At 72.8% G+C, this 24,733-nt stretch carries 22 protein-coding genes; 15 read left to right on the forward strand and 7 right to left on the reverse strand.

The features are described from left to right. Positions 1-114: 114 nt before the first annotated feature. The gene (locus ACZ6Z8_RS24965) at positions 115-2,970 is read left to right on the forward strand and encodes a DEAD/DEAH box helicase (protein ID WP_465612413.1); all 2,856 of its coding nucleotides are present in this window, start codon (positions 115-117) and stop codon (positions 2,968-2,970) included. Positions 2,971-3,035: 65 nt separating this feature from the next. On the opposite strand, the gene ACZ6Z8_RS24970 is transcribed toward ACZ6Z8_RS24965, so the two are convergent. The 3 genes from ACZ6Z8_RS24970 to ACZ6Z8_RS24980 all read right to left on the reverse strand — a co-directional run bounded on the left by ACZ6Z8_RS24970 (position 3,036) and on the right by ACZ6Z8_RS24980 (position 5,987). After that, positions 3,036-3,938: a 5'-3' exonuclease gene (locus tag ACZ6Z8_RS24970; protein ID WP_465612414.1), complete on the reverse strand. Its 903-nt coding sequence runs from the start codon at positions 3,936-3,938 to the stop codon at positions 3,036-3,038. 59 nt (positions 3,939-3,997) lie between these two features. Further along, positions 3,998-5,071, reverse strand: coding sequence for a cation diffusion facilitator family transporter (locus ACZ6Z8_RS24975; RefSeq protein ID WP_465612295.1), 1,074 nt, complete (start codon positions 5,069-5,071; stop codon positions 3,998-4,000). A 187-nt stretch (positions 5,072-5,258) separates the two neighbouring features. Next, entirely contained in the window at positions 5,259-5,987 is a 729-nt protein-coding gene (locus ACZ6Z8_RS24980) for a gamma-glutamyl-gamma-aminobutyrate hydrolase family protein (RefSeq protein WP_465612296.1), read from the reverse strand. Positions 5,988-6,142: 155 nt separating this feature from the next. Between ACZ6Z8_RS24980 and ACZ6Z8_RS24985 the strand changes: the two genes are divergently transcribed. The 3 genes from ACZ6Z8_RS24985 to ACZ6Z8_RS24995 all read left to right on the forward strand — a co-directional run bounded on the left by ACZ6Z8_RS24985 (position 6,143) and on the right by ACZ6Z8_RS24995 (position 9,724). Then, the gene (locus ACZ6Z8_RS24985; RefSeq protein WP_465612297.1) at positions 6,143-7,528 is read left to right on the forward strand and encodes a glutamine synthetase family protein; all 1,386 of its coding nucleotides are present in this window, start codon (positions 6,143-6,145) and stop codon (positions 7,526-7,528) included. Positions 7,529-7,634: 106 nt separating this feature from the next. Continuing rightward, positions 7,635-8,435 (forward strand): 3-oxoacyl-ACP reductase, encoded by an 801-nt coding sequence (locus tag ACZ6Z8_RS24990; protein ID WP_465612298.1) that lies wholly within the window; start codon positions 7,635-7,637, stop codon positions 8,433-8,435. 134 nt (positions 8,436-8,569) lie between these two features. Then, positions 8,570-9,724 (forward strand): DUF2510 domain-containing protein, encoded by a 1,155-nt coding sequence (locus ACZ6Z8_RS24995; protein ID WP_465612299.1) that lies wholly within the window; start codon positions 8,570-8,572, stop codon positions 9,722-9,724. A 137-nt stretch (positions 9,725-9,861) separates the two neighbouring features. Here ACZ6Z8_RS24995 and ACZ6Z8_RS25000 read toward each other — a convergent pair whose 3' ends face one another. The 3 genes from ACZ6Z8_RS25000 to ACZ6Z8_RS25010 form a co-directional block, all read right to left on the reverse strand. Further along, positions 9,862-10,785, reverse strand: a complete 924-nt coding sequence (locus ACZ6Z8_RS25000; protein ID WP_465612300.1) for a lytic polysaccharide monooxygenase auxiliary activity family 9 protein — start codon at positions 10,783-10,785, stop codon at positions 9,862-9,864. 247 nt (positions 10,786-11,032) lie between these two features. Next, the gene (locus tag ACZ6Z8_RS25005; RefSeq protein WP_465612301.1) at positions 11,033-11,446 is read right to left on the reverse strand and encodes a hypothetical protein; all 414 of its coding nucleotides are present in this window, start codon (positions 11,444-11,446) and stop codon (positions 11,033-11,035) included. Between the two features lie 60 nt (positions 11,447-11,506). Continuing rightward, entirely contained in the window at positions 11,507-12,718 is a 1,212-nt protein-coding gene (locus ACZ6Z8_RS25010) for an alanine racemase (protein WP_465612302.1), read from the reverse strand. A gap of 91 nt (positions 12,719-12,809) precedes the next feature. Here ACZ6Z8_RS25010 and ACZ6Z8_RS25015 point away from each other — a divergent pair, with 91 nt between their 5' ends. Continuing rightward, positions 12,810-13,583 (forward strand): SseB family protein, encoded by a 774-nt coding sequence (locus ACZ6Z8_RS25015; protein ID WP_465612303.1) that lies wholly within the window; start codon positions 12,810-12,812, stop codon positions 13,581-13,583. A gap of 62 nt (positions 13,584-13,645) precedes the next feature. On the opposite strand, the gene ACZ6Z8_RS25020 is transcribed toward ACZ6Z8_RS25015, so the two are convergent. Continuing rightward, positions 13,646-14,023, reverse strand: coding sequence for a DUF1844 domain-containing protein (locus ACZ6Z8_RS25020; RefSeq protein ID WP_270148261.1), 378 nt, complete (start codon positions 14,021-14,023; stop codon positions 13,646-13,648). Positions 14,024-14,520: 497 nt separating this feature from the next. On the opposite strand from ACZ6Z8_RS25020, the gene infC reads away from it, so the two are divergent. The 10 genes from infC to ACZ6Z8_RS25070 all read left to right on the forward strand — a co-directional run bounded on the left by infC (position 14,521) and on the right by ACZ6Z8_RS25070 (position 24,671). Continuing rightward, on the forward strand, positions 14,521-15,246 hold the full coding sequence (infC, locus tag ACZ6Z8_RS25025; RefSeq protein WP_465612415.1) for a translation initiation factor IF-3: 726 nt from the start codon (positions 14,521-14,523) through the stop codon (positions 15,244-15,246). 139 nt (positions 15,247-15,385) lie between these two features. After that, entirely contained in the window at positions 15,386-15,580 is a 195-nt protein-coding gene (gene rpmI / locus ACZ6Z8_RS25030) for a 50S ribosomal protein L35 (RefSeq protein ID WP_153460093.1), read from the forward strand. A gap of 109 nt (positions 15,581-15,689) precedes the next feature. Continuing rightward, a complete protein-coding gene (rplT, locus tag ACZ6Z8_RS25035; RefSeq protein WP_030055649.1) occupies positions 15,690-16,085 on the forward strand; it encodes a 50S ribosomal protein L20 in 396 nt (131 codons plus the stop codon). Positions 16,086-16,205: 120 nt separating this feature from the next. Next, positions 16,206-17,072, forward strand: a complete 867-nt coding sequence (locus tag ACZ6Z8_RS25040; RefSeq protein WP_465612304.1) for a TrmH family RNA methyltransferase — start codon at positions 16,206-16,208, stop codon at positions 17,070-17,072. A 164-nt stretch (positions 17,073-17,236) separates the two neighbouring features. After that, positions 17,237-18,340 carry a sensor histidine kinase gene (locus ACZ6Z8_RS25045; protein ID WP_465612305.1) on the forward strand — a complete coding sequence of 368 codons (1,104 nt, stop codon included), beginning with the start codon at positions 17,237-17,239 and terminating at the stop codon, positions 18,338-18,340. 256 nt (positions 18,341-18,596) lie between these two features. Next, positions 18,597-19,718, forward strand: a complete 1,122-nt coding sequence (gene pheS, locus ACZ6Z8_RS25050) for a phenylalanine--tRNA ligase subunit alpha (RefSeq protein ID WP_402816340.1) — start codon at positions 18,597-18,599, stop codon at positions 19,716-19,718. Then, on the forward strand, positions 19,718-22,219 hold the full coding sequence (gene pheT, locus ACZ6Z8_RS25055; protein WP_465612306.1) for a phenylalanine--tRNA ligase subunit beta: 2,502 nt from the start codon (positions 19,718-19,720) through the stop codon (positions 22,217-22,219). Before pheS ends, pheT begins: the two co-directional genes overlap by 1 nt. A gap of 114 nt (positions 22,220-22,333) precedes the next feature. Then, complete coding sequence (locus tag ACZ6Z8_RS25060; protein WP_270148273.1) at positions 22,334-22,771, forward strand: GntR family transcriptional regulator; 438 nt, start codon at positions 22,334-22,336, stop codon at positions 22,769-22,771. Continuing rightward, positions 22,771-23,709 (forward strand): ATP-binding cassette domain-containing protein, encoded by a 939-nt coding sequence (locus ACZ6Z8_RS25065; protein WP_465612307.1) that lies wholly within the window; start codon positions 22,771-22,773, stop codon positions 23,707-23,709. Before ACZ6Z8_RS25060 ends, ACZ6Z8_RS25065 begins: the two co-directional genes overlap by 1 nt. Then, entirely contained in the window at positions 23,706-24,671 is a 966-nt protein-coding gene (locus tag ACZ6Z8_RS25070; protein WP_465612308.1) for a hypothetical protein, read from the forward strand. Before ACZ6Z8_RS25065 ends, ACZ6Z8_RS25070 begins: the two co-directional genes overlap by 4 nt. The last annotated feature ends 62 nt before the right edge of the window (positions 24,672-24,733 follow it).

Raw genomic sequence — 24,733 nt, forward strand, 5'->3', positions numbered from 1 at the left:
ATGGATTTGGGAGAGGAGTGATCTCCTGGCGCGGAAAACGGTGCTATCGATGTCACTCCACCCGGGTAACCTCTCGCTGAGATGCGAGATCACACCAACCACACCCGGACGGCGATGAACACCCCCGATCCAGAGCTCCAGGAAGACCGGGAGCTCAGCCCCGCCGAGGCGTACGCGGCCAGCCGTCGCCGGGCCAAGGAGCAGGCCTCCGCCCTGTACGGCTTCCAGCAGCTGTACGACTTCCCGCTGGACGACTTCCAGTTGGAGGCCTGCGAGACGCTGGAGGCCGGATCCGGCGTGCTGGTCGCCGCCCCCACCGGCTCCGGGAAGACCATCGTCGGCGAGTTCGCCGTGCACCTGGCCCTCGCCGCGGGCCGCAAGTGCTTCTACACCACGCCGATCAAGGCGCTGTCCAACCAGAAGTACGGCGACCTGGTCAAGCGCTACGGCGCCGCCAAGGTCGGCCTGCTCACCGGCGACAACACCGTCAACGGCGACGCCCCCGTGGTGGTCATGACCACCGAGGTGCTGCGCAACATGCTCTACGCGGGCTCCAGCACCCTCGACGGCCTCGGCTACGTCGTCATGGACGAGGTGCACTACCTCGCCGACCGCTTCCGCGGCGCCGTGTGGGAGGAGGTCATCATCCACCTCCCCGAGTCGGTCACCCTCGTCTCGCTCTCCGCGACCGTCTCCAACGCCGAGGAGTTCGGCGACTGGCTGGACACCGTCCGCGGCGGCACCAAGGTGATCGTCTCCGAGACCCGCCCGGTGCCGCTGTGGCAGCACGTGATGGCCGGCAACCGGATGTACGACCTGTTCGCCAACCCCGACCGGGACGGCCGCCCCAAGAACAGCCTCAAGAACCCCGGCAAGGCCGTCAACCCCGAACTGGTCCGGCTCGCCCGCTCCGAGCTCGACCGCAACCCGCGGGACCGCTTCGGCCGCGGCCGGGGCCGCTCGATGCCCAACGGCCGTCCCGGCCGGGTCTGGACGCCGGGCCGAGTCGACGTCATCGACCGGCTCGACGCCGAGGGCCTGCTGCCCGCGATCACCTTCATCTTCAGCCGGGCCGGCTGCGAGGCCGCCGTCCAGCAGTGCCTGAGCTCCGGCCTGCGCCTCAACAAGGACGCCGACCGCGCCCTGGTCCGCGCCATCGTCGAGGAGCGCTGCGCCGACATCCCGGACGAGGACCTGCACGTCCTCGGCTACTTCGAGTGGCTGGACGGGCTGGAGCGCGGCATCGCCGCCCACCACGCCGGGATGCTGCCGCGGTTCAAGGAGGTCGTCGAGGAGCTCTTCGTGAAGGGCCTGGTCAAGGCCGTCTTCGCGACCGAGACCCTGGCCCTCGGCATCAACATGCCCGCCCGCTCGGTGGTCATGGAGAAGCTGGTCAAGTGGAACGGCGAGACCCACGCCGACATCACCCCCGGCGAGTACACCCAGCTCACCGGCCGGGCCGGGCGGCGCGGCATCGACGTCGAGGGCCACGCCGTGGTGCTCTGGCAGCGCGGCCTCGAGCCGGAGGCCCTGGCCGGTCTGGCGGGCACCCGCACCTACCCGCTCAAGTCCTCGTTCCGGCCGTCGTACAACATGGCCGTCAACCTGGTCTCCCAGTTCGGCCGGCACCGCTCGCGCGAGCTGCTGGAAACTTCCTTCGCCCAGTTCCAGGCGGACCGCTCGGTGGTCGGCATCGCCCGCCAGGTGCAGCGCAACGAGGAGGGGCTGGAGGGCTACCGCGAGTCGATGACCTGCCACCTCGGCGACTTCGACGAGTACATGGAGCTGCGCCGCCGGCTCAAGGACCGCGAGAACGAGCTGGCCCGCGAGGGCACCAGCCAGCGCCGGGCCGCCGCCGTCGAGTCGATCGAGCAGCTCAAGCCGGGCGACGTCATCCACGTCCCCACCGGCAAGTTCGCCGGCCTCGCGCTGGTCCTCGACCCGGGCCTGCCGCCGGTCAGCCGCTCCGGCCGGGGCGGCCCGCGCCACCCCGACTTCCAGGACGGCCCGCGCCCGGTGGTGCTCACCGCCGAACGGCAGGTCAAGCGGCTCGCGATGATCGACTTCCCGCACCCGGTCGCCGCGATCGAGCGGGTGCGCATCCCCAAGTCCTTCAACCCCCGCAGCCCCCAGTCCCGGCGCGACCTCGCCTCCGCGCTGCGCACCAAGGCCGGCCACCTCGAACCCGAGCGGTTCCGGCGCGGCCGCGCGGCCGCCGCCGACGACCCGGAGATCACCCGGCTGCGCACCGAACTGCGCCGGCACCCGTGCCACGGCTGCACCGACCGCGAGGACCACGCCCGCTGGGCCGAGCGCTACCACCGGCTGCACCGCGACACCGAACTGCTGGAACGCCGGATGCGCTCCCGCACCCACACCATCGCCCGCACCTTCGACCGGGTCTGCGCGCTGCTCACCGACCTCGGCTACCTCCAGGGCGACACCGTCACCGACGACGGCAAGCGCCTCGGGCGGCTCTACGGCGAACTCGACCTGCTCGCCTCCGAGTGCATCCGCGAGGGCGTCTGGAGCGGCCTGGCCGCCGCCGAACTCGCCGCCTGCGCCTCGGCGTTGGTCTACGAGTCGCGCCAGTCCGACGACGCCGGCGCCCCCCGGGTGCCGGAGGGCGCGGCCAAGGAGGCGCTCGGCCAGATGGTCCGCATCTGGGGCCACCTCGACGCCCTGGAGGAGCAGCACCGGATCAACACCGCCGAAGGTGTCGGACAGCGCGAACCCGACCTCGGCTTCGCCTGGGCCGCCTACCGCTGGGCCCTCGGCCACAACCTCGACCAGGTCCTGCGCGACGCCGACATGCCGGCCGGCGACTTCGTCCGCTGGACCAAGCAACTGATCGACGTCCTCGGCCAGATCCAGGACGCCGCCGCCCAGGACCCCGAACTCCGCAAGACCGCCCGAAAGGCCGTCGACGGCCTCCGCCGCGGCATCATCGCCTACTCCTCCGTGGGCTGACCCCGGGGACCGACGGGGCCCGCACGTTCGACGCGAACGCGCGGGCCCCTTCCGCGTGTGCGGGCTCAGCGGGTGGCGAGGGATTCCAGGAGGCGGTCGAGGGAGGTGCCAAGGCCCCAGCGGGTGGCGAGGTGTTCGAGAGTCATCGGGTCCAACGGCTCGCGGGGGAGGGCGGGGTCGAAGTCGGGGAGGGGGGCGTCGGTGGCGACGCGGACGACGGTGGGGGCGACGTCGAGGTAGGCGGCGCCCTCGACGATGTTGCGGCGGCGGGCCGGGGTGAGCTTGGAGCCCGCGTCCAGGGCGGCGGCGCGAACGGCGGCGAGGTCGCCGTACTCGTTGATCAGCTGGGCGGCGGTTTTCTCGCCGATGCCCTTGACGCCGGGCAGGCCGTCGGACGGGTCGCCGCGCAGGGCGGCCATGTCGGCGTACTGGGCGCCGCGCACGCCGTACTTCTCCAGCAGCAGGGCGTCGTCGGTGGTCTGCAGGTTGCCCATGCCCTTGACCGGGTAGAGCACGGTGATCTGCCGTGCGTCGTCGACCAGTTGGAAGAGGTCGCGGTCGCCGGTGACGATCTGCACCGGGCCCTTGGCGCGGGCGGTGAGGGTGCCGATGACGTCGTCGGCCTCGTAGCCGGGGGAGCCGACCCGGGCGATGCCGAGGGCGTCGAGCACCTGCTCGATCACCGGGACCTGCGGGGCGAGGGTGTCCGGTACCTCCTCCTCGCCCTCGACGGCCGTCTCGGCGACCCGGTGGGTCTTGTAGGAGGGGACGAGGTCCACCCGCCACTGGGGGCGCCAGTCGGCGTCCATGCAGGCGACGAGTTCGTCGGGCCGGTGGTCGTGGACCAGCCGGGCGATGAAGTCCAGCAGGCCGCGGACGGCGTTGACCGGCTCACCCTGCGGCGAGCGCAGGGTGTCCGGTACGCCGAAGTAGGCCCGGAAGTACAGGCTGGCGGAGTCGAGCAGCATCAGTCGCGGTGCGGTCACGCCTCAGATCATGCCGCACCGCGCCGACGGAGGCCCGGTTCTCAGTGCTCGTGCGGTCCGGCGCGGTGCACCGGGCCGTGGGCGTCGGCGCAGTGTTCGGCCGGTGGCTCGCCGGGGCCGGCGATCTGCAGCAGCGCGCCCGTCTCGTCCTCGCCGACGTGGTCGACCTGGAGGGTGCTGTGGGTGATGCCGTACTCCGCGGCCAGCCGGCGCTGCAGTTCGCGCCGGACGGCGTGGCAGTCGCCGCCGGGGGTGACCAGGATGTGCGCGGACAGGGCCGGCTGGTTGGAGGTGATCTCCCAGATGTGCAGGTCGTGGATCTCCTCGACCAGCGGCTGGGTGACCAGCCGGTCGGCCACCGCGTCCGGGTCGATCCCGGCGGGCGCGGCCTCCAGGAAGATCCGCCCGGAGTCCCGGACCAGTCCGACGCCCGCCTTGAGCATCAGCGCGACCACGATCAGCGAGGCGATGGCGTCCGCCCGGACGAAGCCGGTGGTCAGCATGACCGCACCGGCCACGGCGGTGGCGATGAAGGCGTAGAGGTCGGTGAGCACGTGCTGGAAGGCGCCCTCCACGTTCAGCGAGCTGCGGTTGGCCTTCGACATGCACCAGGCGGCGGCGAGGTTGACCACGATCCCGACCAGCGCGGTGACCAGCACCAGCGAGCCGGTCACCTCGGGCGGCTCGATCAGCCGGGTGATCGCCTCGTAGCCCAGCCAGGCCGACAGCACCAGCAGTGTCACGCCGTTGGCCTGGGCGGAGAGGATCTCGGCGCGCTTGAGCCCGTACGTGTAGCCGCCGCGGGCCGGGCGGGCGGCGAGCCGCATGGCGACCAGGGCGAGCACGATCGATGCGGCGTCGGTGAGCATGTGCGCCGCGTCGGAGATCAGGGCCAGCGACCGGGCGGCGAAGCCGACCGCGACCTCGCCGGCCATGAAGACGACGATCAGGGCGAGGGCGGTGACCAGCCAGCGGCGGTCGGCATCCGCGGCGACGCCGTGCGAGTGCCCGCCGTGACCCCCGTGCCCGTGGCTGTGGCTGTGGCTGTGGCTGCGGCCGGGCGCGTTCTGGTGGTCATGCGCATGATCATCGTGGGAATGCTCGTGCCCGGCCATCGAAGTCCTCTCTGGACGCACGGGTGGGAGGTGGCGGGCGCGATCGCCCCGCACTCGAAGTGAACCGCAGAATCGACAAAGATCCAAAGGCTGTACTGGTGACCGTTGTCGTTGCCGCTCAACCCACCGCCGCGGTGTCGCTAACCCGAGCGCCGCGATGCCAACGCGCCGAGCGCCGCGGCCCCGCTCAGCCGAGTGCCACCGCCTCCAGCACCGCCGCGGTGGCGGCCTGGACGAGGGCCTGCATCACCCGCAGGTCGTGGCCCTGTTCCGGGTGCCACTGCACCCCCACGGTGAACCCCGGCCCCTCGACGGCCTCCACCGTTCCGTCCGGGGCGAGGGCGCTCACCCGCAGGCCCGCGCCGAGCCGGCCGATCGCCTGGTGGTGGAAGGTCGGCACCTCCAGCTCGCTCTCCGGCAGCAGCCCGCCCACCAGCGTCCCGGGCACCGGCCGCACCACGTGGGCGCCGTAGCAGCCCGGCGAACCGCCGTGGACGTCGACCTCCACGACGTCCGGCAGGTGCTGCACCAGCGTCCCGCCGCACACCACGTTGAGCACCTGCATCCCCCGGCAGATGCCCAGCACCGGCATGCCGGCCGCCAGGGCGCCGCGCAGCAGGGCGACCTCCCAGACGTCCCGCTCCGGCGAGGACACGTCGGTCAACGGGTGGGCCGGCTCCCCGTAGTAGGCCGGGTCGATGTCCGGCCCGCCGGCGATGACGAGGGCGTCGAGCCGAGCGAGCACCTCGGGCGCGCGCTCGGGGGCGTCCGGCGGCAGCAGGACGGCGATGCCGCCGGACGCCTGGACGTACGCGGTGTACCGCTCCGGCAGCAGGGCGACGCGACGGCCCCGCCAGTCGTTCCAACTCGCGTCCACCAGGTAGGTGCTGACACCGATGAAAGGCCTGCGATCCATGGCGGGCATTCTCCTCCCGGACCGTCTGATGTCCCGTCAATCGCGCGCGTCGGCGCGCCACACCCGCCCGCCCTCTTCCGCCCCGCGAGCCGCAGGCCGTACGGTTCGCTGTGACCGCTTGATCTCGAAGAGTGATCGAGGAGGAGGGTTCCGGCATGCCCGAGAACGCCGCCGCGGGATCGCGGCCCCGGCCGCCACTGACCCTGGACGAGCTGCGCACCCTGGTGGACGCGGGCGAGGTGCACACCGTCGCGCTCGCCTTCACCGACATGCAGGGCCGCCTGCAGGGGAAACGGTTCGCCGCCCGCTTCTTCCTCGACGAGGTGGCGGAGAACGGCGCCGAAGCCTGCGACTACCTGCTGGCCGTGGACGTGGACCTCAACACCGTGGACGGCTACGCCTTCTCCTCCTGGGCCACCGGCTACGGCGACTTCGCGATGCGCCCCGACCTCGGCACCCTGCGGCTGACCCCCTGGCAGCCCGGCACCGCCCAGGTCACCGCCGACCTGGCCCGGCACGGCGGCCACCCGGTGGACGCCGCCCCGCGCCAGCTGCTGCGCCGCCAGATCGCCCGGCTCGCCGAGTACGGCCTGGCCGCGGACATCGGCACCGAACTGGAGTTCCTGGTCTTCCGGGACACCTACGAGCAGGCCTGGCTGGGCGGCTACCGCGGCCTGACCCCGGCCAACCTCTACAACGTCGACTACTCGATGCTCGGCACCGCCCGGGTCGAGCCGCTGCTGTCCCGGATCCGCAACGAGATGGCCGGCGCCGGGCTGACCGTCGAGTCCGCCAAGGGCGAGTGCAACCTCGGCCAGCACGAGATCGCCTTCCGCTACGCCGACGCCCTCACCACCTGCGACCAGCACAGTGTCTACAAGACCGGCGCCAAGGAGATCGCCGCCCAACAGGGCTGCGCGCTCACCTTCATGGCCAAGTACGACGAGCGCGAGGGCAACAGCTGCCACATCCACCTGTCGCTGCGCGACGCGGTCGGCGCCCCCGCCTTCGCCGACCGGGACGGCCGGATGACCGACACCATGCGGCACTTCCTGGCCGGACAGCTCGTCGCACTGCGCGAGTTCAGCCTGCTGTACGCGCCGAACATCAACTCCTACAAGCGCTACCGCCCCGGCTCCTTCGCCCCGACGGCCGTCGCCTGGGGCCGGGACAACCGCACCTGCGCCTACCGGGTGGTCGGCCACGGGCCGGCGCTGCGGATGGAGAACCGGGTGCCCGGCGGCGACGTCAACCCGTACCTCGCGGTGGCCGGGATGATCGCGGCCGGGCTGTACGGCCTGCAGCACAAGCTCGACCTGCCCACGCCCTGCCTGGGCAACGCCTACGCGGTCGAGGAGTACCCGCGGGTGCCCGGATCGCTGCGCGAGGCCGCCGAGTTGTGGGAGAGCAGTGAGCTGGCCCGGACGGCCTTCGGCGACGACGTGGTCGAGCACTACCTCAACATGGCCCGGGTCGAGCAGGCCGCCTACGACGGCGCCGTCACCGACTGGGAGCGCTACCGGTCCTTCGAACGGATGTGAGGCGTGGACTCGCCGGGGAGCGCCGTCCGCTACCCCGCAACTCCGCTACCCCGCCACTTCGCCGAGACCAAGAACGTCTTCATCCCCAGCGAGGAGTGACAGTCCGATGAGCGCCAGTCCGATGAGCGGCAACGACCTCGTCTGCCGCCGCCTGGTCGGCCGCACCGCCGTGGTCACCGGCGCGGGCAGCGGGATCGGCCTGGCGGCCGCCCGCCGGCTCGCCTCCGAGGGCGCCAAGGTGGTCTGCGCGGATCTGGACGAGGAGACCGGGCGGGCGGCCGCCAAGGAGGTCGGCGGACTGTTCGTGCACACCGACGTCACCGACCCGTACATGGTCGAGGCGCTGTTCGACGAGGCGTACGAGACCTGCGGCAGCGTGGACGTCGCCTTCAACAACGCGGGCATCTCGCCCCCGGAGGACGACTCGATCCTGACCACCGGCCTGGACGCCTGGCACAAGGTCCAGGAGGTCAACCTGACCTCGGTCTTCCTGTGCTGCAAGGCCGCGCTGCCCTACATGCGCCGGCACGGGCGCGGCTCGATCATCAACACCGCGAGCTTCGTGGCCCGGATGGGCGCGGCCACCTCGCAGATCTCGTACACCGCCTCCAAGGGCGGGGTGCTGGCGATGTCCCGCGAGCTGGGCGTCCAGTTCGCCCGGGAGGGGATCCGGGTGAACGCCCTGTCGCCCGGGCCGGTGGACACCCCGCTGCTGCGCGAGCTGTTCGCCGAGGACCCGGAGCGTGCGGCCCGCCGGCTGGTGCACATCCCGCTCGGCCGGTTCGCCAGGGCCGAGGAGATCGCCGCCGCGGTGGCCTTCCTGGCGAGCGACGACTCCTCGTTCATCACCGCGAGCGAGTTCCTGGTGGACGGCGGCATCTCCGGGGCGTACGTCACCCCGCTGTAGGGGCGGGGCGTGAGGGCGCCGCCGGGGGCCGCACCGGGCCGCCGGGGGCTTCTCACCGTAATTTCATCGAAAACCGGAGGAATCCCCGGCTGCGCTGATTTCGCGTTTATCCGGCTACCTTTAGATTCTTTGCTGTGAGTGAGCAGATCCCCGCCGGGTGGTACCCGGACCCGAAGAACACCGGCGACCCGAGACCGCAGCGCTGGTGGGACGGCAAGGGCTGGACGGCCGACACCCGGCCCGCACCCTCGGACGCCCCGCGGCCGGACGCCCCGGCCGCCGCGGCCCCGGGGCCGGAGACGGCGGAACAGCCCAGGGTGCTGGAGGGCGAGGTCCTGGACAGCGGGCCGACGGTCCGCTACCCGGAGCCTCCGCCCTTCGGCACCGCGTACGGCGCGCCCGGCGGCCCGCCGCGCAAGGCCTGGCGCAAGCCCTCCCGGCTGGTCGTGGCCACCGCCGTGGCCGCCGTGCTGGGGCTGGGTGCCGGCTCGGGGATCACCTACCTGGCGATGGACGGGAAGCACGACGGCGGATCGCAGCGCAGCGCCGCCCGGCCCCAGCCGGCGCCGAACGACGGCGGCGACGGGCTGTTCGGCTTCCCGGGCCTCGGCGGCGGCAAGGGCAAGGGCGGCGGCGGCAACGGCGGTGGCAGCGGCGGTGGCAGCGGCAAGGCCAAGCCGGGCGCCAACAAGGCGATCGACATGGTGAACGGCCTCACCCTGCCCGTGCCCTCCGGCTGGCGGGCCGGCACCACCGGCGACGGCTACGCCGCGCTGACCGTCGGCGACTACAAGTGCCCGGACGGCTCCGACAAGTGCACCCTCGGCGGGGTGAACACCGGCCGGATCGACGGCGGGGGCACGGACGCCCAGGCGGCGGCGAAGGCCGACATCGACAAGGCCGCCAAGGCCGCCTACGGCGACATCACCGGCCACCAGGAGCTCAAGTCCGAGGCCGTGAAGGTCAACGGCCAGGACGGCTACCTGGTCCGCTGGAAGGTCGACGTCGCCAAGGGCAACAACGGCTACGTGGAGACCGTGGTTTTCCCGTCCGGCGACGGCAAGAACCTGATCTCGGTGCACTTCGGCTTCGACATCGCCGACAAGGCGCCGGACATCGGGGTGATGGACACCATCGTCAAGGGCATCGCCGACTTCAAGGGCAAGATTCCGGGGATGCCGGGCATGCCGGGCTCTGGCGGTTCCGGTTCCGGTTCCGGTTCCGGCGCCGGCGGCGGTTCGGGTTCCGGTGGCAGCGGCCCCGACGGCTCCGGGACCGAGAACACCTGAGCCCCCCGGCTCCTCACACCGCGACGGCCCACCCGGGAGGGATCCTCCCGGGCGGGCCGTCTCCGTTCGTCAGGGCGTGGGAGCCGCGGAACCGGACCGGACGGGGGTGGACCGGCCCGGCCCCGCGTCGTCCGGCGTCAGGAGTCGCGTCGAACAGCCTCGACGCGACGGCGCCGGAGCACCATGCCGGCCCAGCCGACGCCGAGCGCGGCGGCACCGGCGAGCAGCAGCGGACCGGTGGCGGAGGTGCCGACCACGGCCGCGGAACTGGTCGGGAGCGGTTGCCCGGCCGGGGCGTTCGGGTCCCCGCCGTGGCCGTGGTGGGCGACCGTCGACCTGGAGGCGTCGGCGGCGATCTGGGCGTCGGCGGGGGCGGCCGGGGCGGCGAGCGAGGAGACGGCCGGGGCGCCGGCGGCGGTTCCGGGCGTGCCGAAGTCGACGTCGGAGCAGCTGTAGAAGGCCTCCGGGCTGTCGCTGCGCTGCCAGATCGTGTAGAGCAGCTGGCGGCCGGTGCGCTGCGGCAGGGTGCCCGAGTAGGTGTAGTACCCGTTGACCGCGGTGCGGTCGACCTGCACCTGGGCCACCGGGGTCGGGTCGAGGTCGGACCACTTCAGCGGCTTGGCGGGGTCGTAGCTGGGCTTGGTGATGTAGACGGTCTGGGTGCCCACGTGCGGCGCGGTGGTGCGGAACTGGAAGGTGAACCTGCCCGCGCCGACCGGGGTGGCCGGCCAGTCGGTGCGCGGCCAGTCCAGGGCCGCGTACTTGTCGCGGTTGGCCGAGCAGAGCCGACCGTCCGGGATCAGCGCCTGGTGGTTGCCGTCGGCGTTGGCGATGTTGACCTCGTTCCAGTCGTACAGCGGCTGGGTGCCGCCGGCGGCGACGAGGTCCTTGCAGACCTGGGACACCGGGTGCTCGGGGCCCTCGGCGTAGCAGGCGGCGATCCGGCTGACCGGGCCGGTCATGGTGCCGTGGGCGCTCGCGGTACCGGCGGTGGTCGCGGCCACCGCGAGGACCGCGGCGCCGACCACGCCGACGGACAGGGCGCTTCGCTTGATGGACATGGGGTGGGGACTCCTCGGCCGTCGTTCCGGGCGGGTGTGGGGGAGCGGACACGCCTGCCCGTTCGGGGGCCGCCGGCCCGGATCGCGGACCCCCGGCCAGAGCGTAGGATTGGTCTGGACCAGAAGGCAATAGCCCTGCATGTGGCCATTGTTGACGGAGCATCGGCTCCGAGCAGCGCAAAGGCCCGACGGGACACCCGGGTTAGGTGTTCCATCGGGCCTGCTTAAGGCTGTCGAAAGGTCGGGCTCAGAAGTTCAGGTTGCCGTTGATCGTCTCCGCCCGGACGACCTTGCCGCCCTGGATGACATCGCCGTGGACCGTCATGTCGCTGAGCTGGTTGTGGAGCACGTTGGCTGCCCGGGACGGCGACTTCGGCGTGAACTCGTCCAGGAGGTCACGGAGTTGGGCGACCGCCTCCGGGTTGTTCCGCAGCAGCCGGCGCAACCGAGCCTGCCACTCCGGCACATGGGCGTCGAGGCTCTCCGGATCCTCGACGATCTCGGCCTGGATCTCGTCCAGCTCCTGCGCCACCTCCTCCTCCTGGCCCCGTCCGAACAGGGCGGCGAAGCGCGGCTTGAGCTGTGCCCAGGCCTCGGTGGCCATCAGGCCGACCACCGTGGTCGCGCCCCTGGTCGCAAGCTCCACCAACTCGGCTTCCATAACGCTCCCTCGTCGCTACCGCGTTGTCGACTCCACGGTAGGGCACGGTCCGACGGTCGGTCAGAGGAACGTCCTTCCCTCACCCCGGTAGGTGGGGACGCTCCGGACGACCCGGTCCCCCTCGATCAGGTGCAGTTCGGCGAAGCGCTCGCACAGCTCGCCCGCCTTGGCGTGCCGGAACCAGACCCGGTCGCCGATCAGCAGGTCGTCGGCGGCCGGGCCGATCAGCGGGGTCTGCACCTCGCCCGCGCCCTCCATCGGGTCGTAGTGCAGCCCCGGCGGCAGGTACGGCACCGGCGAGCGGTCCGGCCCGGCGGCGCCGGACGCCGGGTAGCCGCCGCCGAGCACCGTCACCACCCCGACGCCGGGGCGTCGCACCACCGGCTGCCCGAACAGCGCGGCCGGACGGCCCCGGAAGGAGCGGTAGTTGTCGAAGAGCCGCGGCGCGTAGAGCCCGGAGCCGGCGGCCACCTCGGTGACGGCGCGCTCGGCCACGGTGGACTCCACGCTGCCGGTGCCGCCGCCGTTGACGAACTCCAGCTCGGCCACCTGCCGCAGCCGCCGGACCACCGCCGCGCGCCGCTCGGCCAGCTCGGTCCGGGACCTCGCCTGCATCAGCCGGATCAGCTGTGAGCGCACCGGCCGCCCCGGCACCCGGTCGCCCACCCCGGCGACGTGCCCCTCGTACGCCATCAGGCCGACCACCCGGAAACCCCGGCGCCGCTGGACGAGTTCGGCGAAGGCGCCCAGCTCCTCCGGGGTGCGCAGCGGCGAGCGCCGCGCGCCCACCCGGACCCGCCCGCCGAGCAGGTGCAGCGCGGTGTCCAGCTCCAGGCAGACCCGGACCTCGGCGTCGCCGGAGCGGGCCCTGTCGATCAGGTCCAGCTGGGCCGGGTCGTCCAGCACGACGGTGACCCGGCGGGCCAGCTCGGGATCGGCCGTCAGCTCGGCGTAGCCGGCCCGGTCGGTGGAGGGGTAGGCGAGCAGCACGTCGCGCACACCGGTGCGGGCCAGCCAGAGCGACTCGTCCAGGGTGAAGCCCATCGCCCCGGCGAAGCCCTCCATGGCCAGCACCCGGTCCAGCAGCGCGCGGCAGCGCAGCGACTTGCTGGCCACCCGGATCGGCTTGCCGCCCGCCCGGCGCACCAGGTCGGCGGCGTTGGCGTCGAAGGCGGCGAGGTCCACCACGGCCACCGGCCCGTCCAGGTGGGCGGTGGCCCGGTCGTACCGGTGCCGGTCGGATACCGGAGTGCGGGTTACGAGGATGACCATGCGCGCAGGGTGCCACAGGGGGCTACCGCTGGGTAGGGGGCGCGTGCGGGGAAATGGGGGCGGTGGTCCGAGGTGGCATAGGGTCGGCCGGGTGGACCGCAAAGACTTCTCCAACCCGGCGTTCGTCGGCAAGAGCATCCCGAATCCCGGCTTCTCCGACGACGACGGCACGGCGGACCCGGCACTGACCGAGGCCCTCGCCCGCTGGTCGCAGGACCGCGCGGCCGAGCCGGAGGTGCTGGCGGCGCTGCCCCCGACCCGGCTGATGGTGCCGATCGTCGCCATCCTCGGCGAGGTCGAGGTGGACGACCACGGGCACAAGCACGACAAGAGCAGCGACATGGCCGTCCCGGTGCTGGAGGCCCCGGACGGGCGCCGCGCGCTGCCGGCCTTCACCTCGCTGGAGTCGCTCACCCGCTGGCGGGCCGACGCCCGTCCGGCGCCGACGGCGGCCCCGCAGGCCGCGATGGTGGCCTTCTCCGAGCGTGCCGACACCCTGCTGATCGACCCGGCCGGCCCGGTGCCCTTCCTGCTGAGCGGCGCCCGGCTGCGGGCGCTGGCGGAGAACCGCCCGTACCTGCCGCCGGTGCGCGACCCGGAGGTGCGGGAGGCGGTCCGGGCGCTGCTGGCGGCCGAGCCGCAGGTGCTGAGCGGACTGCTGGCGCCGTCGGAGGACTCGGACGGGGTGCTCGCGGTGGTGTTCGACCCGGCGCTGGACCAGCCGGGGCTGCAGGCGGCCGCGCAGCGGGTCGGCCGGGCGGTGGCCGGGGATCCGGTGCTGCGGGTGCGGCTGGACCGGGGGCTGGACCTCGCGGTGCTGCCGGCGAGTGCGCAGCTGCCGGGGGAGCCGCTCTACCGGCGGTGAGGAAGCGAACGGGGACCTCAGGTACGAAATGTCGTACCTGAGGTCCCCGCTGCGGGAACGGCTCAGCTGTAGACCGGCCCGGTGAACTTCTCGCCCGGCCCCGCGCCCGGCGCGTCCGGCACCAGCGAGGCCTCGCGGAAGGCCAGCTGCAGCGAGCGCAGCCCGTCCCGCAGCGGGGCCGCGTGGAAGTTGCTGATCTCCGGGGCGCCCGCGGTGACGAGCCCGGCGAGCGCGGTGATCAGCTTGCGGGCCTCGTCGAGGTCCTTGTCCTTCTCGCCGCCCTCGGCCAGTCCGCACTTGACCGCGGCCGCGCTCATCAGGTGCACCGCGACGGTGGTGATCACCTCGACGGCCGGGACCTCGGCGATGTCGCGGGTGAGGTCGTCGAAGCCGATCGCGTCGTCGTCCGCGCCGGGGTTCTGGGTGGGCTCGCTGCTCAAGGGTGGCTCGTTCCGTCGTGCGGTGTGGGTACACGTGGAGCGTACAAGGGGGCCCCGGAGCGGCCGGGAGGGCAGTGCGCCGCGAAACCGGTGCGCCGGGGCGGAATAGCGTTCGACCGCGCGACGCTGTAAGCTTCGAGACTGACCGGCCGGGATCCCTCATGGGCACCTGGCCAGCAAGTGGAGGCTCCACCACAGGAGGCCCGAGAGGGCAACCGCGAAAGTCTCCCACCTGATCGGCCTCGCGGTCGACGGGTCCGGTCCGCGACGGACGCCACGGCGTCGAGTCGCCCGCAGCGTCCCTCACCGGACGCCGCCCCCGGTTGTGTGGAGCCCCGCTTGTACCGAGCGGGGCTTTTTTCGTGTCGCGGTGCACATGGTGTCGAAACCAGCACCGGGCAGCGCAGCACGAATGAAGCCCCGCCCAGTGGTCGAGTCCACTACGTGCGACCGCCGTCCGACGGCCGCATCGCAGAAGGTGCAACCGAGGAGGCCCCATCAGCACCGAGCCCCGCATCAACGACCGGATTCGCGTCCCGGAGGTGCGACTCGTCGGTCCCAGCGGCGAGCAGGTCGGCATCGTGCCGCTTGCCAAGGCGCTGGAGCTCGCGCAGGAGTACGACCTCGACCTGGTCGAGGTCGCGGCGACCGCCCGGCCGCCGGTGTGCAAGCTCATGGACTACGGCAAGTTCAAGTACGAGTCGGCCATGAAGGCCCGTGAGGCGCGCAAGAACCAGGCGCACACGGTCATCAAGGAGATGAAGCTCCGGCCGAAGATCGACCCGCACGACTACGACACCAAGAAGGGTCACGTCGTCCGGTTCCTCAAGCAGGGTGACAAGGTCAAGATCACGATCATGTTCCGTGGTCGTGAGCAGTCCCGCCCCGAGCTGGGCTTCCGTCTGCTGCAGCGGCTCGCCGACGACGTCCAGGACCTGGGCTTCGTCGAGTCCTCGCCGAAGCAGGACGGCCGGAACATGATCATGGTTCTTGGCCCGCACAAGAAGAAGACCGAGGCGATGGCCGAGGCCCGCGCCCTCGCGGACGCCCGCAAGGCCGAGCGGCTGGGTCGGACCACCGGTTCCGACGCCGACGCCGCCGCCGAGGACGAGGACGTCGTGACCGAGGACGCCGTGGCCGAGGCGCAGGACGCTCCGGCCGAGGCCGAGGCCCCCGAGGCCGAGGCTCCGGTCGAGCAGCCGGCCGCTCCCCAGGGCGCCTGAGCCGCGAGGCTCACGGCAGTCCGGGGTCGGCCCCCACGGTGACGGGGCACCCGCCCGGTCACCGCAGATCCATCCAGTTCACGCCCGCGTGGCGCAGGCCGCGCGGGCGTGAACGGGACCGACGAGGAGATACGGCGAAATGCCGAAGCAGAAGACGCACAGTGGCGCCAGCAAGCGCTTCAAGATCAGTGGCTCTGGCAAGGTGCTGCGCGAGCGCGCCGGCCGCCGCCACCTCCTGGAGCACAAGCCCTCGACGCTGACCCGCAAGCTGGCCGGGACGATCGAGATGGCCCCCGCTGACGCCAAGAAGATCAAGAAGCTTCTCGGCAAGTGATCGCCCTCCCGCCCGGCGCGAGCCGTGTGCGGGGCAGCTGATCCTTCCCGACCCATTCGAATGACGGACCACGTGAAGTAGTCCGTGGTCCAACCCAAGGAGTAATCAAGTGGCACGCGTCAAGCGGGCAGTCAACGCCCACAAGAAGCGCCGGGTCATCCTGGAGCGCGCCAGCGGCTACCGTGGCCAGCGCTCGCGCCTGTACCGCAAGGCCAAGGAGCAGGTCACCCACTCGCTGGTCTACAACTTCAACGACCGCAAGAAGCGCAAGGGCGACTTCCGTCAGCTGTGGATCCAGCGCATCAACGCTGCGGCCCGTGCCAACGGCATCACCTACAACCGCTTCGTGCAGGGCCTGAAGGCCGCCAGCGTCGAGATCGACCGCAAGATGCTGGCCGACCTGGCCGTCAACGACCCGGGTGCGTTCGCCTCCCTGGTCGAGGTCGCCCAGAAGGCGCTGCCGGCCGACGTGAACGCCCCGAAGGCTGCCGCCGACGCCGCCTGATCTTCCGAGATCGGTTGAGCTCCGACCGGACCCGCAGGCTCTCCTGCGGGTCCGGTTCTGCGTTCCACCCCCCAGCACCGCCAGAGTCAGCCCGAGTCAGCGCCTCCAGAGAACGAGACCATGCCGAGCACCGAGACCCCCCTGCTCACCTCCCTGCGCTCGCCGCGCGTCGTCGCCGCCCGTCGGCTCGCCAAGCGGAACCAGCGCACCAAGGAGCGCCGCTTCCTGGCCGAGGGCCCGCAGGCCGTCCGGGAGGCCATCTCCTTCGGCAAGCTGCCGGGGACGGCCGAGCACGCCGTGGTCGAGGTGTACGTGGGCCTGGAGGCCGCCGAGCGGCACGCGGACATCGTCGAGGCCGCGCTGGCCGAGGGACTGCCGGTGCTGACCGCCACCGACGAGGTGATCGCCGACATCTGCGACACGGTGACCCCGCAGGGGATCGTGGCGCTGTGCCGCTTCATCGACACCCCGTTCGCCGAGGTGCTCGCGGCCCGGCCGAAGCTGGTGGCGATCCTCGCCCACGTGCGCGACCCCGGGAACGCCGGCACCGTGCTGCGCACCGCCGACGCGGCCGGCGCGGACGCCGTGGTGCTCACCGACGCCTCGGTGGACCTGTACAACCCCAAGGCCGTCCGGGCTTCCGTCGGCAGCCTGTTCCACCTGCCGGTGGCGGTCGGGGTGCCGGTCGAGGAGGCGGTCGGGCAGCTGCGCGCGGCCGGGGTCCGGGTGCTCGCCGCGGACGGCGCGGGGGAGCGCGACCTCGACCAGGAGCTGGACGAGGGCACCCTGGGCGCGCCGGGCGCGTGGGTGTTCGGCAACGAGGCGTGGGGGCTCCCGGAGGAGACCCGCGCGCTCACCGACGAGGTCGTGCGCGTCCCGATCCACGGGCACGCGGAGAGCCTCAACCTGGCCACCGCAGCGGCCGTCTGCCTGTACGCCTCGGCCCGGGCGCAGCGCTCGCCCGGCGGCTGCCGCTCGAACGGCTGACACGCCCCGCCCGACGGCGGCGGCCGAGTGCCCCGTCCGACGGCCGACACGCTCCCGGGCGCGCCGGGATCACCACGTTGCAAGCCCTACTGCCGGGGCCTGGGAGGCGCTAGGGTCTGCCTCTGTGGGGGGAACGGCACGGTGGGTAATCGGGGAGGCAACCCATGGTCGGCAGCGGAGCCGAGCTCGACCCGGACGACCTGCCGGACGGCCTGGTGGTCGCCGACGCGACGGGCCGGGTGGTCCGCTTCAACCGGGCCGCGGCCCGGCTCACCGGCGTGCTCCCGGAAGCCGCGCTCGGCAGCGCGCTGGAGGACGTCCTGCCGCTGGAGGACCTGGACGGCCGCCGCTGGTGGCAACTGACCGATCCGTACGGCGGCCTGGCGATCCGCACCCGCCAGCCCGAGCGCAACCTGCTGCTGCCCGGCGGCCGGGAGGTGCTGGTCTCCGCCCGGTACGTCCGGGCGGTGCCGCTGGGGCCGGTGGAGCGCCTGGTGATCGCCCTGCGCGGCACCGAGGCCCGGCGCCGTACCGAGCGCAGCCACGCCGAGCTGATCGCCACGGTCGCGCACGAGCTGCGCTCCCCGCTGACCAGCGTCAAGGGCTTCACGGCGACGCTGCTGGCCAAGTGGGAGCGGTTCACCGACGGGCAGAAGCGGCTGATGCTGGAGACGGTGGACGCCGACGCCGACCGGGTCACCCGGCTGATCGCCGAGCTGCTGGACATCTCGCGGATCGACGCCGGGCGGCTGGAGCTGCGCAAGCAGGTCGTGGACCTGGCGGCCGCGGTGCGCCGGCACGTCGAGCGCAAGGTGGCCACCGGCATCCCCGAGGAGCGCTTCGACATCCGGATCACCGAGCCGCTGACCGTGCTGTGGGCGGACCCGGACAAGATCGACCAGGTACTGGCCAACCTGCTGGAAAACGCGGTGCGGCACGGCGAGGGAACTGTCACCATCGAGGTGGCACCGGCCAAGGAGGTCGTCGAGGCGCCCGTCTGGGAGCGCTCCGGCACCCCGCCCCGCATCGTGGAAGGCACAGCGGTCACCGTGAGCGACGAAGGAAGCGGCATCCCCGAGGAGTCGATGCCGCGCGTCTTCACCCGCTTCTGGCGGGGCTCCAAGCGCGGTGGCACCGGCCTGGGGCTCTACATCGTGAAGGGCATCGTGGAGGCCCACGGCGGCTCGATCAGGGTCGACCGCGCGCCCGGCGGCGGGGCCCGGTTCCGATTTATCCTGCCCGCCGGGGTGCCCGACTTCATGCTCTGAATGAGGATGAACGACAGACCCGGCATGCTCTGGGCATGCCGGGGTCGGGGTCCGGACGGGCTTGACGGCAGCCGCGCTACGCGCTGCGACTACACTCGACCTTTGGCGTTGCGCAACGCCCTGCGCGGCTGAGCCGCGGACACCCCTCCCCGTCAGTACGGAGACGGGCTGCCCGTGCCCCGGCCCCGCCGGGCGTGACGCGAAGGCGAGCCCACACACCTGAGCACGGACGAGCAGGAGCACGGGAAAGATAGAGATGTCGGCACCCAACAAGTCGTACGACCCGGTCGAGGTCGAGGCCCTCAAGCCCGAGGTGGTGGAGCAGGCGCGGGACGAGGCCGTCGCCGCCTTCGCCGCCGCCACCACGCTCGACGAGCTGAAGCAGGCCAAGGTCGCCCACACCGGCGACCGCTCCGCGCTCTCGCTCGCCAACCGCGAGATCGGCGCCCTCCCGCCGCACGCCAAGGCCGCCGCGGGCAAGCTGATCGGCCAGGCCCGCGGAGCCGTCAACCAGGCCCTGGCCAAGCGGCAGGGCGAGCTGGAGGCGGAGCGGGACGCCCGCGTGCTGGTCGAGGAGGCGGTGGACGTCACCCTGCCCTACGACCGCGCCCCGCGCGGCGCCCGGCACCCGCTGACCACGCTGGCCGAGCGCATCGAGGACACCTTCGTCGCGATGGGCTACCAGGTCGCCGAGGGCCCCGAGGTCGAGGCCGAGTGGCTGAACTTCGACGCCCTCAACCTGGGCCCGGACCACCCGGCCCGCTCGATGCAGGACACCTTCTTCGTCCAGGCCCCGGACGGTTCCGCCGACTCCGGCGTGGTGCTGCGCACCCAGACCTCCCCGGTCCAGGCCCGCACCATGCTCGACCGCGAGCCCCCCGTCTACGTGGTCTGCCCGGGCCGGGTCTACCGGACCGACGAGCTGGACGCCACCCACACCCCGGTGTTCCGCCAGGTCGAGGGCCTCGCCGTCGACGAGGGCATCACCTTCGCCGACCTCAAGGGCACCATCGAGGTGCTGGTCGAGAAGCTGATCGGCGGCGGCCTGGAGCTGCGCTGGCGCCCGTCGTACTTCCCGTTCACCGAGCCGAGCGCCGAGATCGACCTGCAGTGCTTCGTGTGCCGCGGCGAGAGCGTCGGCAACCCGGACCGCCCGTGCCGCACCTGCTCCTCCGAGGGCTGGATCGAGCTCGGCGGCTGCGGCGTGGTCAACCCCCGGGTGCTGGTCGCCTGCGGCGTGGACCCGAACCGCTACAGCGGCTTCGCCTTCGGCCTCGGCCTGGAGCGGATCCTGATGAATCGTCACAACGTCGCCGACATGCGCGACATGGTCGAGGGTGACGTGCGTTTCACCCTCCCGTTCGGGATGGAGATCTGATGCGCGTCCCGCTTTCCTGGCTGCGCGAGTACGTCGATCTGCCCGCGGGCGAGACCGGCCGTGACGTGGCCGAGCGGCTGGTCCGGGCCGGCCTGGAGGTCGAGACCGTCGAGCAGATCGGCGTCGACCTCAAGGGCCCGCTGGTGGTCGGCGAGGTGCTGTCCATCGAAGAGCTGTCCGGCTTCAAGAAGCCGATCCGGCACTGCTTCGTCAACGTCGGCGACGCCAACGGCACCGGCGAGCCGCAGGAGATCGTCTGCGGTGCGACCAACTTCGCGGTCGGCGACAAGGTCGTGGTCGTGCTCCCGGGCGCCGTCCTGCCCGGCCCGTTCCCGATCTCGGCCCGCAAGACCTACGGCCACACCTCGGCCGGCATGATCTGCTCCGCCCGCGAGCTGGGCATGGGCGACGACCACAACGGCATCATCGTGCTCCCGCCGGAGTACGAGCCCGGCACCGACGCCATCGAGCTGCTCCAGCTGGTCGACGAGGTGCTGGACATCGCCGTCACCCCGGACCGCGGCTACTGCCTGTCCATGCGCGGCGTGGCCCGTGAGGCCGCCGCCGCGTACGGGCTGCCGCTGGCGGACCCGGCGCTGCTGGACGTGCCGCCGGCCAACTCCTTCGGCTACCTGGTCAAGGTCGACGACCCGGCCGGCTGCGACCGCTTCGTGGCCCGCACGGTCGTCGGCGTCGACCCGAACGCCAAGTCCCCGATCTGGCTGCAGCGCCGCCTGCAGAAGGCGGGCATCCGCCCGATCTCGCTGACCGTCGACATCACCAACTACGTGATGCTGGAGGTCGGCCAGCCGCTGCACGCGTACGACAAGCAGCGGGTGGACGGCCCGATCACGGTCCGCCGGGCGGTCGAGGGCGAGACCCTCACCACCCTGGACGGCGTCGAGCGCAAGCTGGCCGCCGAGGACCTGCTGATCTGCGACAACAGCGGCCCGATCGGCCTGGCCGGTGTGATGGGCGGCGCCTCCACCGAGATCCTCGACCCGGCCGCCGGTCCGGGCACCACCGAGGTGATCATCGAGGCCGCGCACTTCGACCCGGTCTCCATCGCCCGCACCGCCAAGCGGCACAAGCTGCCCTCCGAGGCGTCCAAGCGCTTCGAGCGCGGCGTCGACCCGGAGGCCGCCCGCGCCGCCGCGCAGCGCGCCGTCGACCTGCTGGTGCTGATCGCCGGCGGCACCGCCGAGGCCGGGGTCACCGACATCGCGGCCCCGCACCCGGTGCGCACCATCACCATCGCCGCCGACCTGCCCGACCGGGTCGCCGGCACCGCCTACGGCCGCGAGACCGTCACCCGGCGGCTGCAGGAGATCGGCTGCTCGGTCGCGGGCGCCGACGTCCTGGAGGTCACCCCGCCGACCTGGCGGCCCGACCTGACCGACCCGTACGACCTCGCCGAGGAGGTCATCCGGCTGGAGGGCTACGACAACGTCCCCGCCCGGATGCCGAACGTGCCGCCGGGCAAGGGCCTGACCGAGGCCCAGCGGATCCACCGCCGGATCGGCGTCGCGCTGGCCGGGGCCGGTTACGTCGAGGTCAACAACTACCCGTTCCTCGGCGAGGCCGCCTTCGAGGCACTCGGCCTGGAGCCGGACGACCGCCGCCGCCGTACGGTCAAGCTGGTCAACCCGCTCAACGACGAGGAACCGTCGCTGCGCACCACGCTGCTCCCGGGCCTGCTCGGCGCGCTGCGCCGCAACATCGGCCGGGGCAACACCGACCTGGCGATCTACGAGACCGGCACCGTGTTCCTGCCGAAGGACGAGCTGACCGTGGCCCCGCGCCCGGCCGTCGACCACCGGCCGAGCGACGAGGAGCTGGCCGCGCTGGACGCCGCGCTGCCGGACCAGCCGCGCCGGGTCGCGGTCGCCCTCGCGGGCGAGCGGCTGCCCTCCGGCTGGTGGGGCAAGGGCGCCCAGGCCTCCTGGGCGGACGCCGTCGAGGCGGCCCGCACGGTGGCCCGCGCGGCCGGCGTCGAGCTGACCGTCCGCCAGGGCCAGCTGGCGCCCTGGCACCCGGGCCGCTGCGCCGAGCTGGTCGTGGCCGGCACCGACCGGGTGGTCGGCCACGCCGGTGAGCTGCACCCGCGCGTGGTCAAGGCGCTCGGGCTGCCGGCCCGTGCGGCGGCGATGGAGGTCGACATCGACCTGCTGACGGCGGACGGCCCGGAGAAGGTCAGCGGCCCGGCGGTCTCCGGCTTCCCGGTGGCCACCCAGGACGTCGCGCTGATCGTCGACACCGCCGTCCCGGCCGCCGAGGTCGAGGCCGCGCTGCGCGCGGGCGCGGGCGAACTGCTGGAGGCCATCCGGCTGTTCGACGTGTTCACCGGTGAGCAGGTCGGCGAGGGCAAGAAGTCGCTGGCCTACGCGCTGCGCTTCCGTGCCGCCGACCGCACGCTGACCGCCGACGAGGCCACCGCCGCCCGCGAGGCGGCCGTCGCCGAGGCCGTCAGCCGCACCGGCGCGGTGCTGCGCGGGGCCTGACCCCTCTCGGCAGGGCCTGCGAAAGGGCCCCGCCCGGACCACCTCGGTCCGGGCGGGGCCCTTCGGCTTTCCCGGATTGACAAGCCGTCACCATCTCCACTTAACTCATTAACTATGGAACTAGATAAAGGCGCCGACCAGCCCTCCCCGATCGAGTTCCGCCTGGATCCGGCCTCCGGTGTCCCGACCTATCTGCAGCTCGTGCAGCAGGTCGAACAGGCGCTGCGGATGGGCTGGTTGGCGGAGGGGGACCGGCTGCCCCGGGTGCGCGAGGTGGTCGCCGGGCTGGCGATCAACCCCAACACCGTGCTCAAGGCCTACCGGGAGCTGGAGCACCGCGGCCTGGCGGCCGGCCGGCGCGGCCAGGGCACCTTCGTGCGCGGGCTGCCCGCCGGAGTGGTGCCGCTGCGCGAACGGGCCGCGCTGCGGCGGGGGTTGCTGGACTGGATGCGCTCGGCGCGGGCCGCCGGGCTGGACGAAGGGGGGATGGTCGCGGTGTTCGAGGACGCGCTGCGCGACCTGCGCGAGGGCCGCGACGGGGTGGTGGCGTGATGGCGACGGACACGGTGATCGACTGCGGCGGGATCGGCAAGCGCTACCGCCGCTCCTGGGCGCTTCGGGACTGCCACCTCGCCGTCCCGGCCGGCCACGTGGTGGCCCTGGTGGGGCCGAACGGTGCCGGAAAGACCACGCTGCTCAGCCTGGCCGCCGGCCTCACCCTGCCGAGCGAGGGCGCGATGACCGTCCTCGGCGACCAACTCCCGGGCTCACCGCGGGCCCTGGACCGGATCGGCTTCGTCGCCCAGAACGCCGCCCTCTACCCCGGCCTGCCCGTGCGCGACCTGCTCGCGATCGGCCGCCACCTCAACCGGCGCTGGGACGACGCCCGGGCGCGCGACCACCTGGACGGCCTCGGCATCCCGCTGGAGCGCAAGTACGGCCGGCTCTCCGGCGGCCAGCAGGCCCAGGTCTCGCTCGCCCTGGCCCTCGCCAAGCGCCCCGAACTCCTGCTCCTCGACGAGCCGTTGGCCGCGCTCGACCCGCTCGCCCGGCACGACTTCATGTCCGTGCTGCTCACCGCGGTGGCCGAGGACGGCCTCTCGGTGGTGTTCTCCTCGCACGCCGTCAACGAGCTGGAGCAGAGCTGCGACTACCTGGTGGTGCTGACGGGCGGCCGGGTCCAGGTGTCGGGGGAGGTGGACGACCTGCTGGCCGGCCACCGGATGCTCACCGGCCCGACCGCCGGGGCGGACGCGGTCGCCGAGCGCCTGCCGGTGGTCCGCGACCGCCGGGCCGGCAGCCAGTCGCACCTGCTGGTCCGCACCGGCGGCGTGGACGCCCCGGTCTCCGACGGCTGGCGCCAACAGCGCATCGGCCTGGAGGAGTTGGTGCTCGCCTACCTGCGCGAGCCGACCGCCTCCGCCCTGCCCGGCCCGCGCGGGGCCGTCCGTACGAACCAGCAGGCTACGAACCAGAAGGTGCTGTCATGAGTTCGACCACCCTCGCCCCGCCCCGCTCCGCCGTGCTGCGCGCCGCCGGGCTGCGGCACCGGCCGGCGCTGCTGACCCTGCTCGCGGTGATGGGAGCGGTCTCGCTCGTCCTGCTGTTGCACGGCTGGTACCTGCACGACGGCCTGGACCGCACGGGCGCGGGCTCCTGCGATCCGGCCGACGCCGCCTGTGTGGCCACGTTCAAGCGGTACCTGCACCAGTACGCCGACAGCATGCCGATGCTCGGCAGCGTGGCCTACGTCCTCGGCGGCGTGTTCGGCGCGTTCCTCGGCGGCCCGCTGCTGGCGCGGGAGTTCGAGCACGGCACGGTGCGCTTCGCCTGGACCCAGGGGGCCGGGCGGACCCGCTGGACGGCGGGCGGCCTGGTTCTGGGCGGTGCGGTGCTGGCGGTGGTGGCGGCGCTGTTCGGGCTGGTGCTGCGCTGGTGGAGCGCGCCGCTGGCACTCATGGGCGGACAGTTCCACCCGGACCTCTTCGTGCAGGCGTCGCCGGTGCTGATCGGCCGGGTGCTGGTGGCCTTCGGGGTCGCGGCGCTGGCCGGCGCGGTGCTGCGCCGCACCGTGCTCGCGGTGGGCCTCGGTCTGGCGGCCTCGGTCGCCCTGCCGTTCCTCTCCGAGGCCGTGCGCTCGCACTACATGGCACCGCTGGAGGAGCCGGTGCACACCATGACGTCCCTGGCGGTGGACGACCGCTGGGTGTTGAGCGTCTGGTACTCGGACCCGGCCGGGAACCGCATCTCCGAGGCCGACCTCTACCACCTCGGCGGCGACTACGCCCACCTCCAGTCCCTGGTGCGCGACGGCGGCTACACCGTGCACGAGGTGTACCAGCCGGCCGACCGGTTCTGGCCGTTCCAGTGGATCGAGTTCGGCTGGACGACCCTGCTCGCCGTGGCGCTGTGCGCGGCGGCGGTCTGGTGGGTGCGGCGCCGGGCGGCCTGACCTGGGCCGTTCACATTGGCTTGAAGCGAATCCGTCAAATCCCTTGCGGGGTCGGGACTTCG

The sequence above is a fragment of the Kitasatospora sp. NPDC101108 genome (assembly GCF_055584725.1).

Coding starts and splice junctions, on each gene's coding strand:
- ACZ6Z8_RS25000 (WP_465612300.1), bottom strand. CDS start 10,785: ATGTCCATCAAGCGAAGCGCCCTGTCCGTCGGCGTGGTCGGCGCCGCG.
- pheT (WP_465612306.1), top strand. CDS start 19,718: ATGCGCGTCCCGCTTTCCTGGCTGCGCGAGTACGTCGATCTGCCCGCG.
- ACZ6Z8_RS25040 (WP_465612304.1), top strand. CDS start 16,206: ATGCCGAGCACCGAGACCCCCCTGCTCACCTCCCTGCGCTCGCCGCGC.
- ACZ6Z8_RS24980 (WP_465612296.1), bottom strand. CDS start 5,987: ATGGATCGCAGGCCTTTCATCGGTGTCAGCACCTACCTGGTGGACGCG.
- ACZ6Z8_RS25060 (WP_270148273.1), top strand. CDS start 22,334: ATGGAACTAGATAAAGGCGCCGACCAGCCCTCCCCGATCGAGTTCCGC.
- ACZ6Z8_RS25045 (WP_465612305.1), top strand. CDS start 17,237: ATGGTCGGCAGCGGAGCCGAGCTCGACCCGGACGACCTGCCGGACGGC.
- ACZ6Z8_RS24985 (WP_465612297.1), top strand. CDS start 6,143: ATGCCCGAGAACGCCGCCGCGGGATCGCGGCCCCGGCCGCCACTGACC.
- ACZ6Z8_RS25005 (WP_465612301.1), bottom strand. CDS start 11,446: ATGGAAGCCGAGTTGGTGGAGCTTGCGACCAGGGGCGCGACCACGGTG.
- ACZ6Z8_RS24970 (WP_465612414.1), bottom strand. CDS start 3,938: ATGCTGCTCGACTCCGCCAGCCTGTACTTCCGGGCCTACTTCGGCGTA.
- rpmI (WP_153460093.1), top strand. CDS start 15,386: ATGCCGAAGCAGAAGACGCACAGTGGCGCCAGCAAGCGCTTCAAGATC.
- ACZ6Z8_RS25065 (WP_465612307.1), top strand. CDS start 22,771: ATGGCGACGGACACGGTGATCGACTGCGGCGGGATCGGCAAGCGCTAC.
- ACZ6Z8_RS24965 (WP_465612413.1), top strand. CDS start 115: ATGAACACCCCCGATCCAGAGCTCCAGGAAGACCGGGAGCTCAGCCCC.
- ACZ6Z8_RS25010 (WP_465612302.1), bottom strand. CDS start 12,718: ATGGTCATCCTCGTAACCCGCACTCCGGTATCCGACCGGCACCGGTAC.
- ACZ6Z8_RS24990 (WP_465612298.1), top strand. CDS start 7,635: ATGAGCGCCAGTCCGATGAGCGGCAACGACCTCGTCTGCCGCCGCCTG.
- ACZ6Z8_RS25070 (WP_465612308.1), top strand. CDS start 23,706: ATGAGTTCGACCACCCTCGCCCCGCCCCGCTCCGCCGTGCTGCGCGCC.
- ACZ6Z8_RS24975 (WP_465612295.1), bottom strand. CDS start 5,071: ATGGCCGGGCACGAGCATTCCCACGATGATCATGCGCATGACCACCAG.
- pheS (WP_402816340.1), top strand. CDS start 18,597: ATGTCGGCACCCAACAAGTCGTACGACCCGGTCGAGGTCGAGGCCCTC.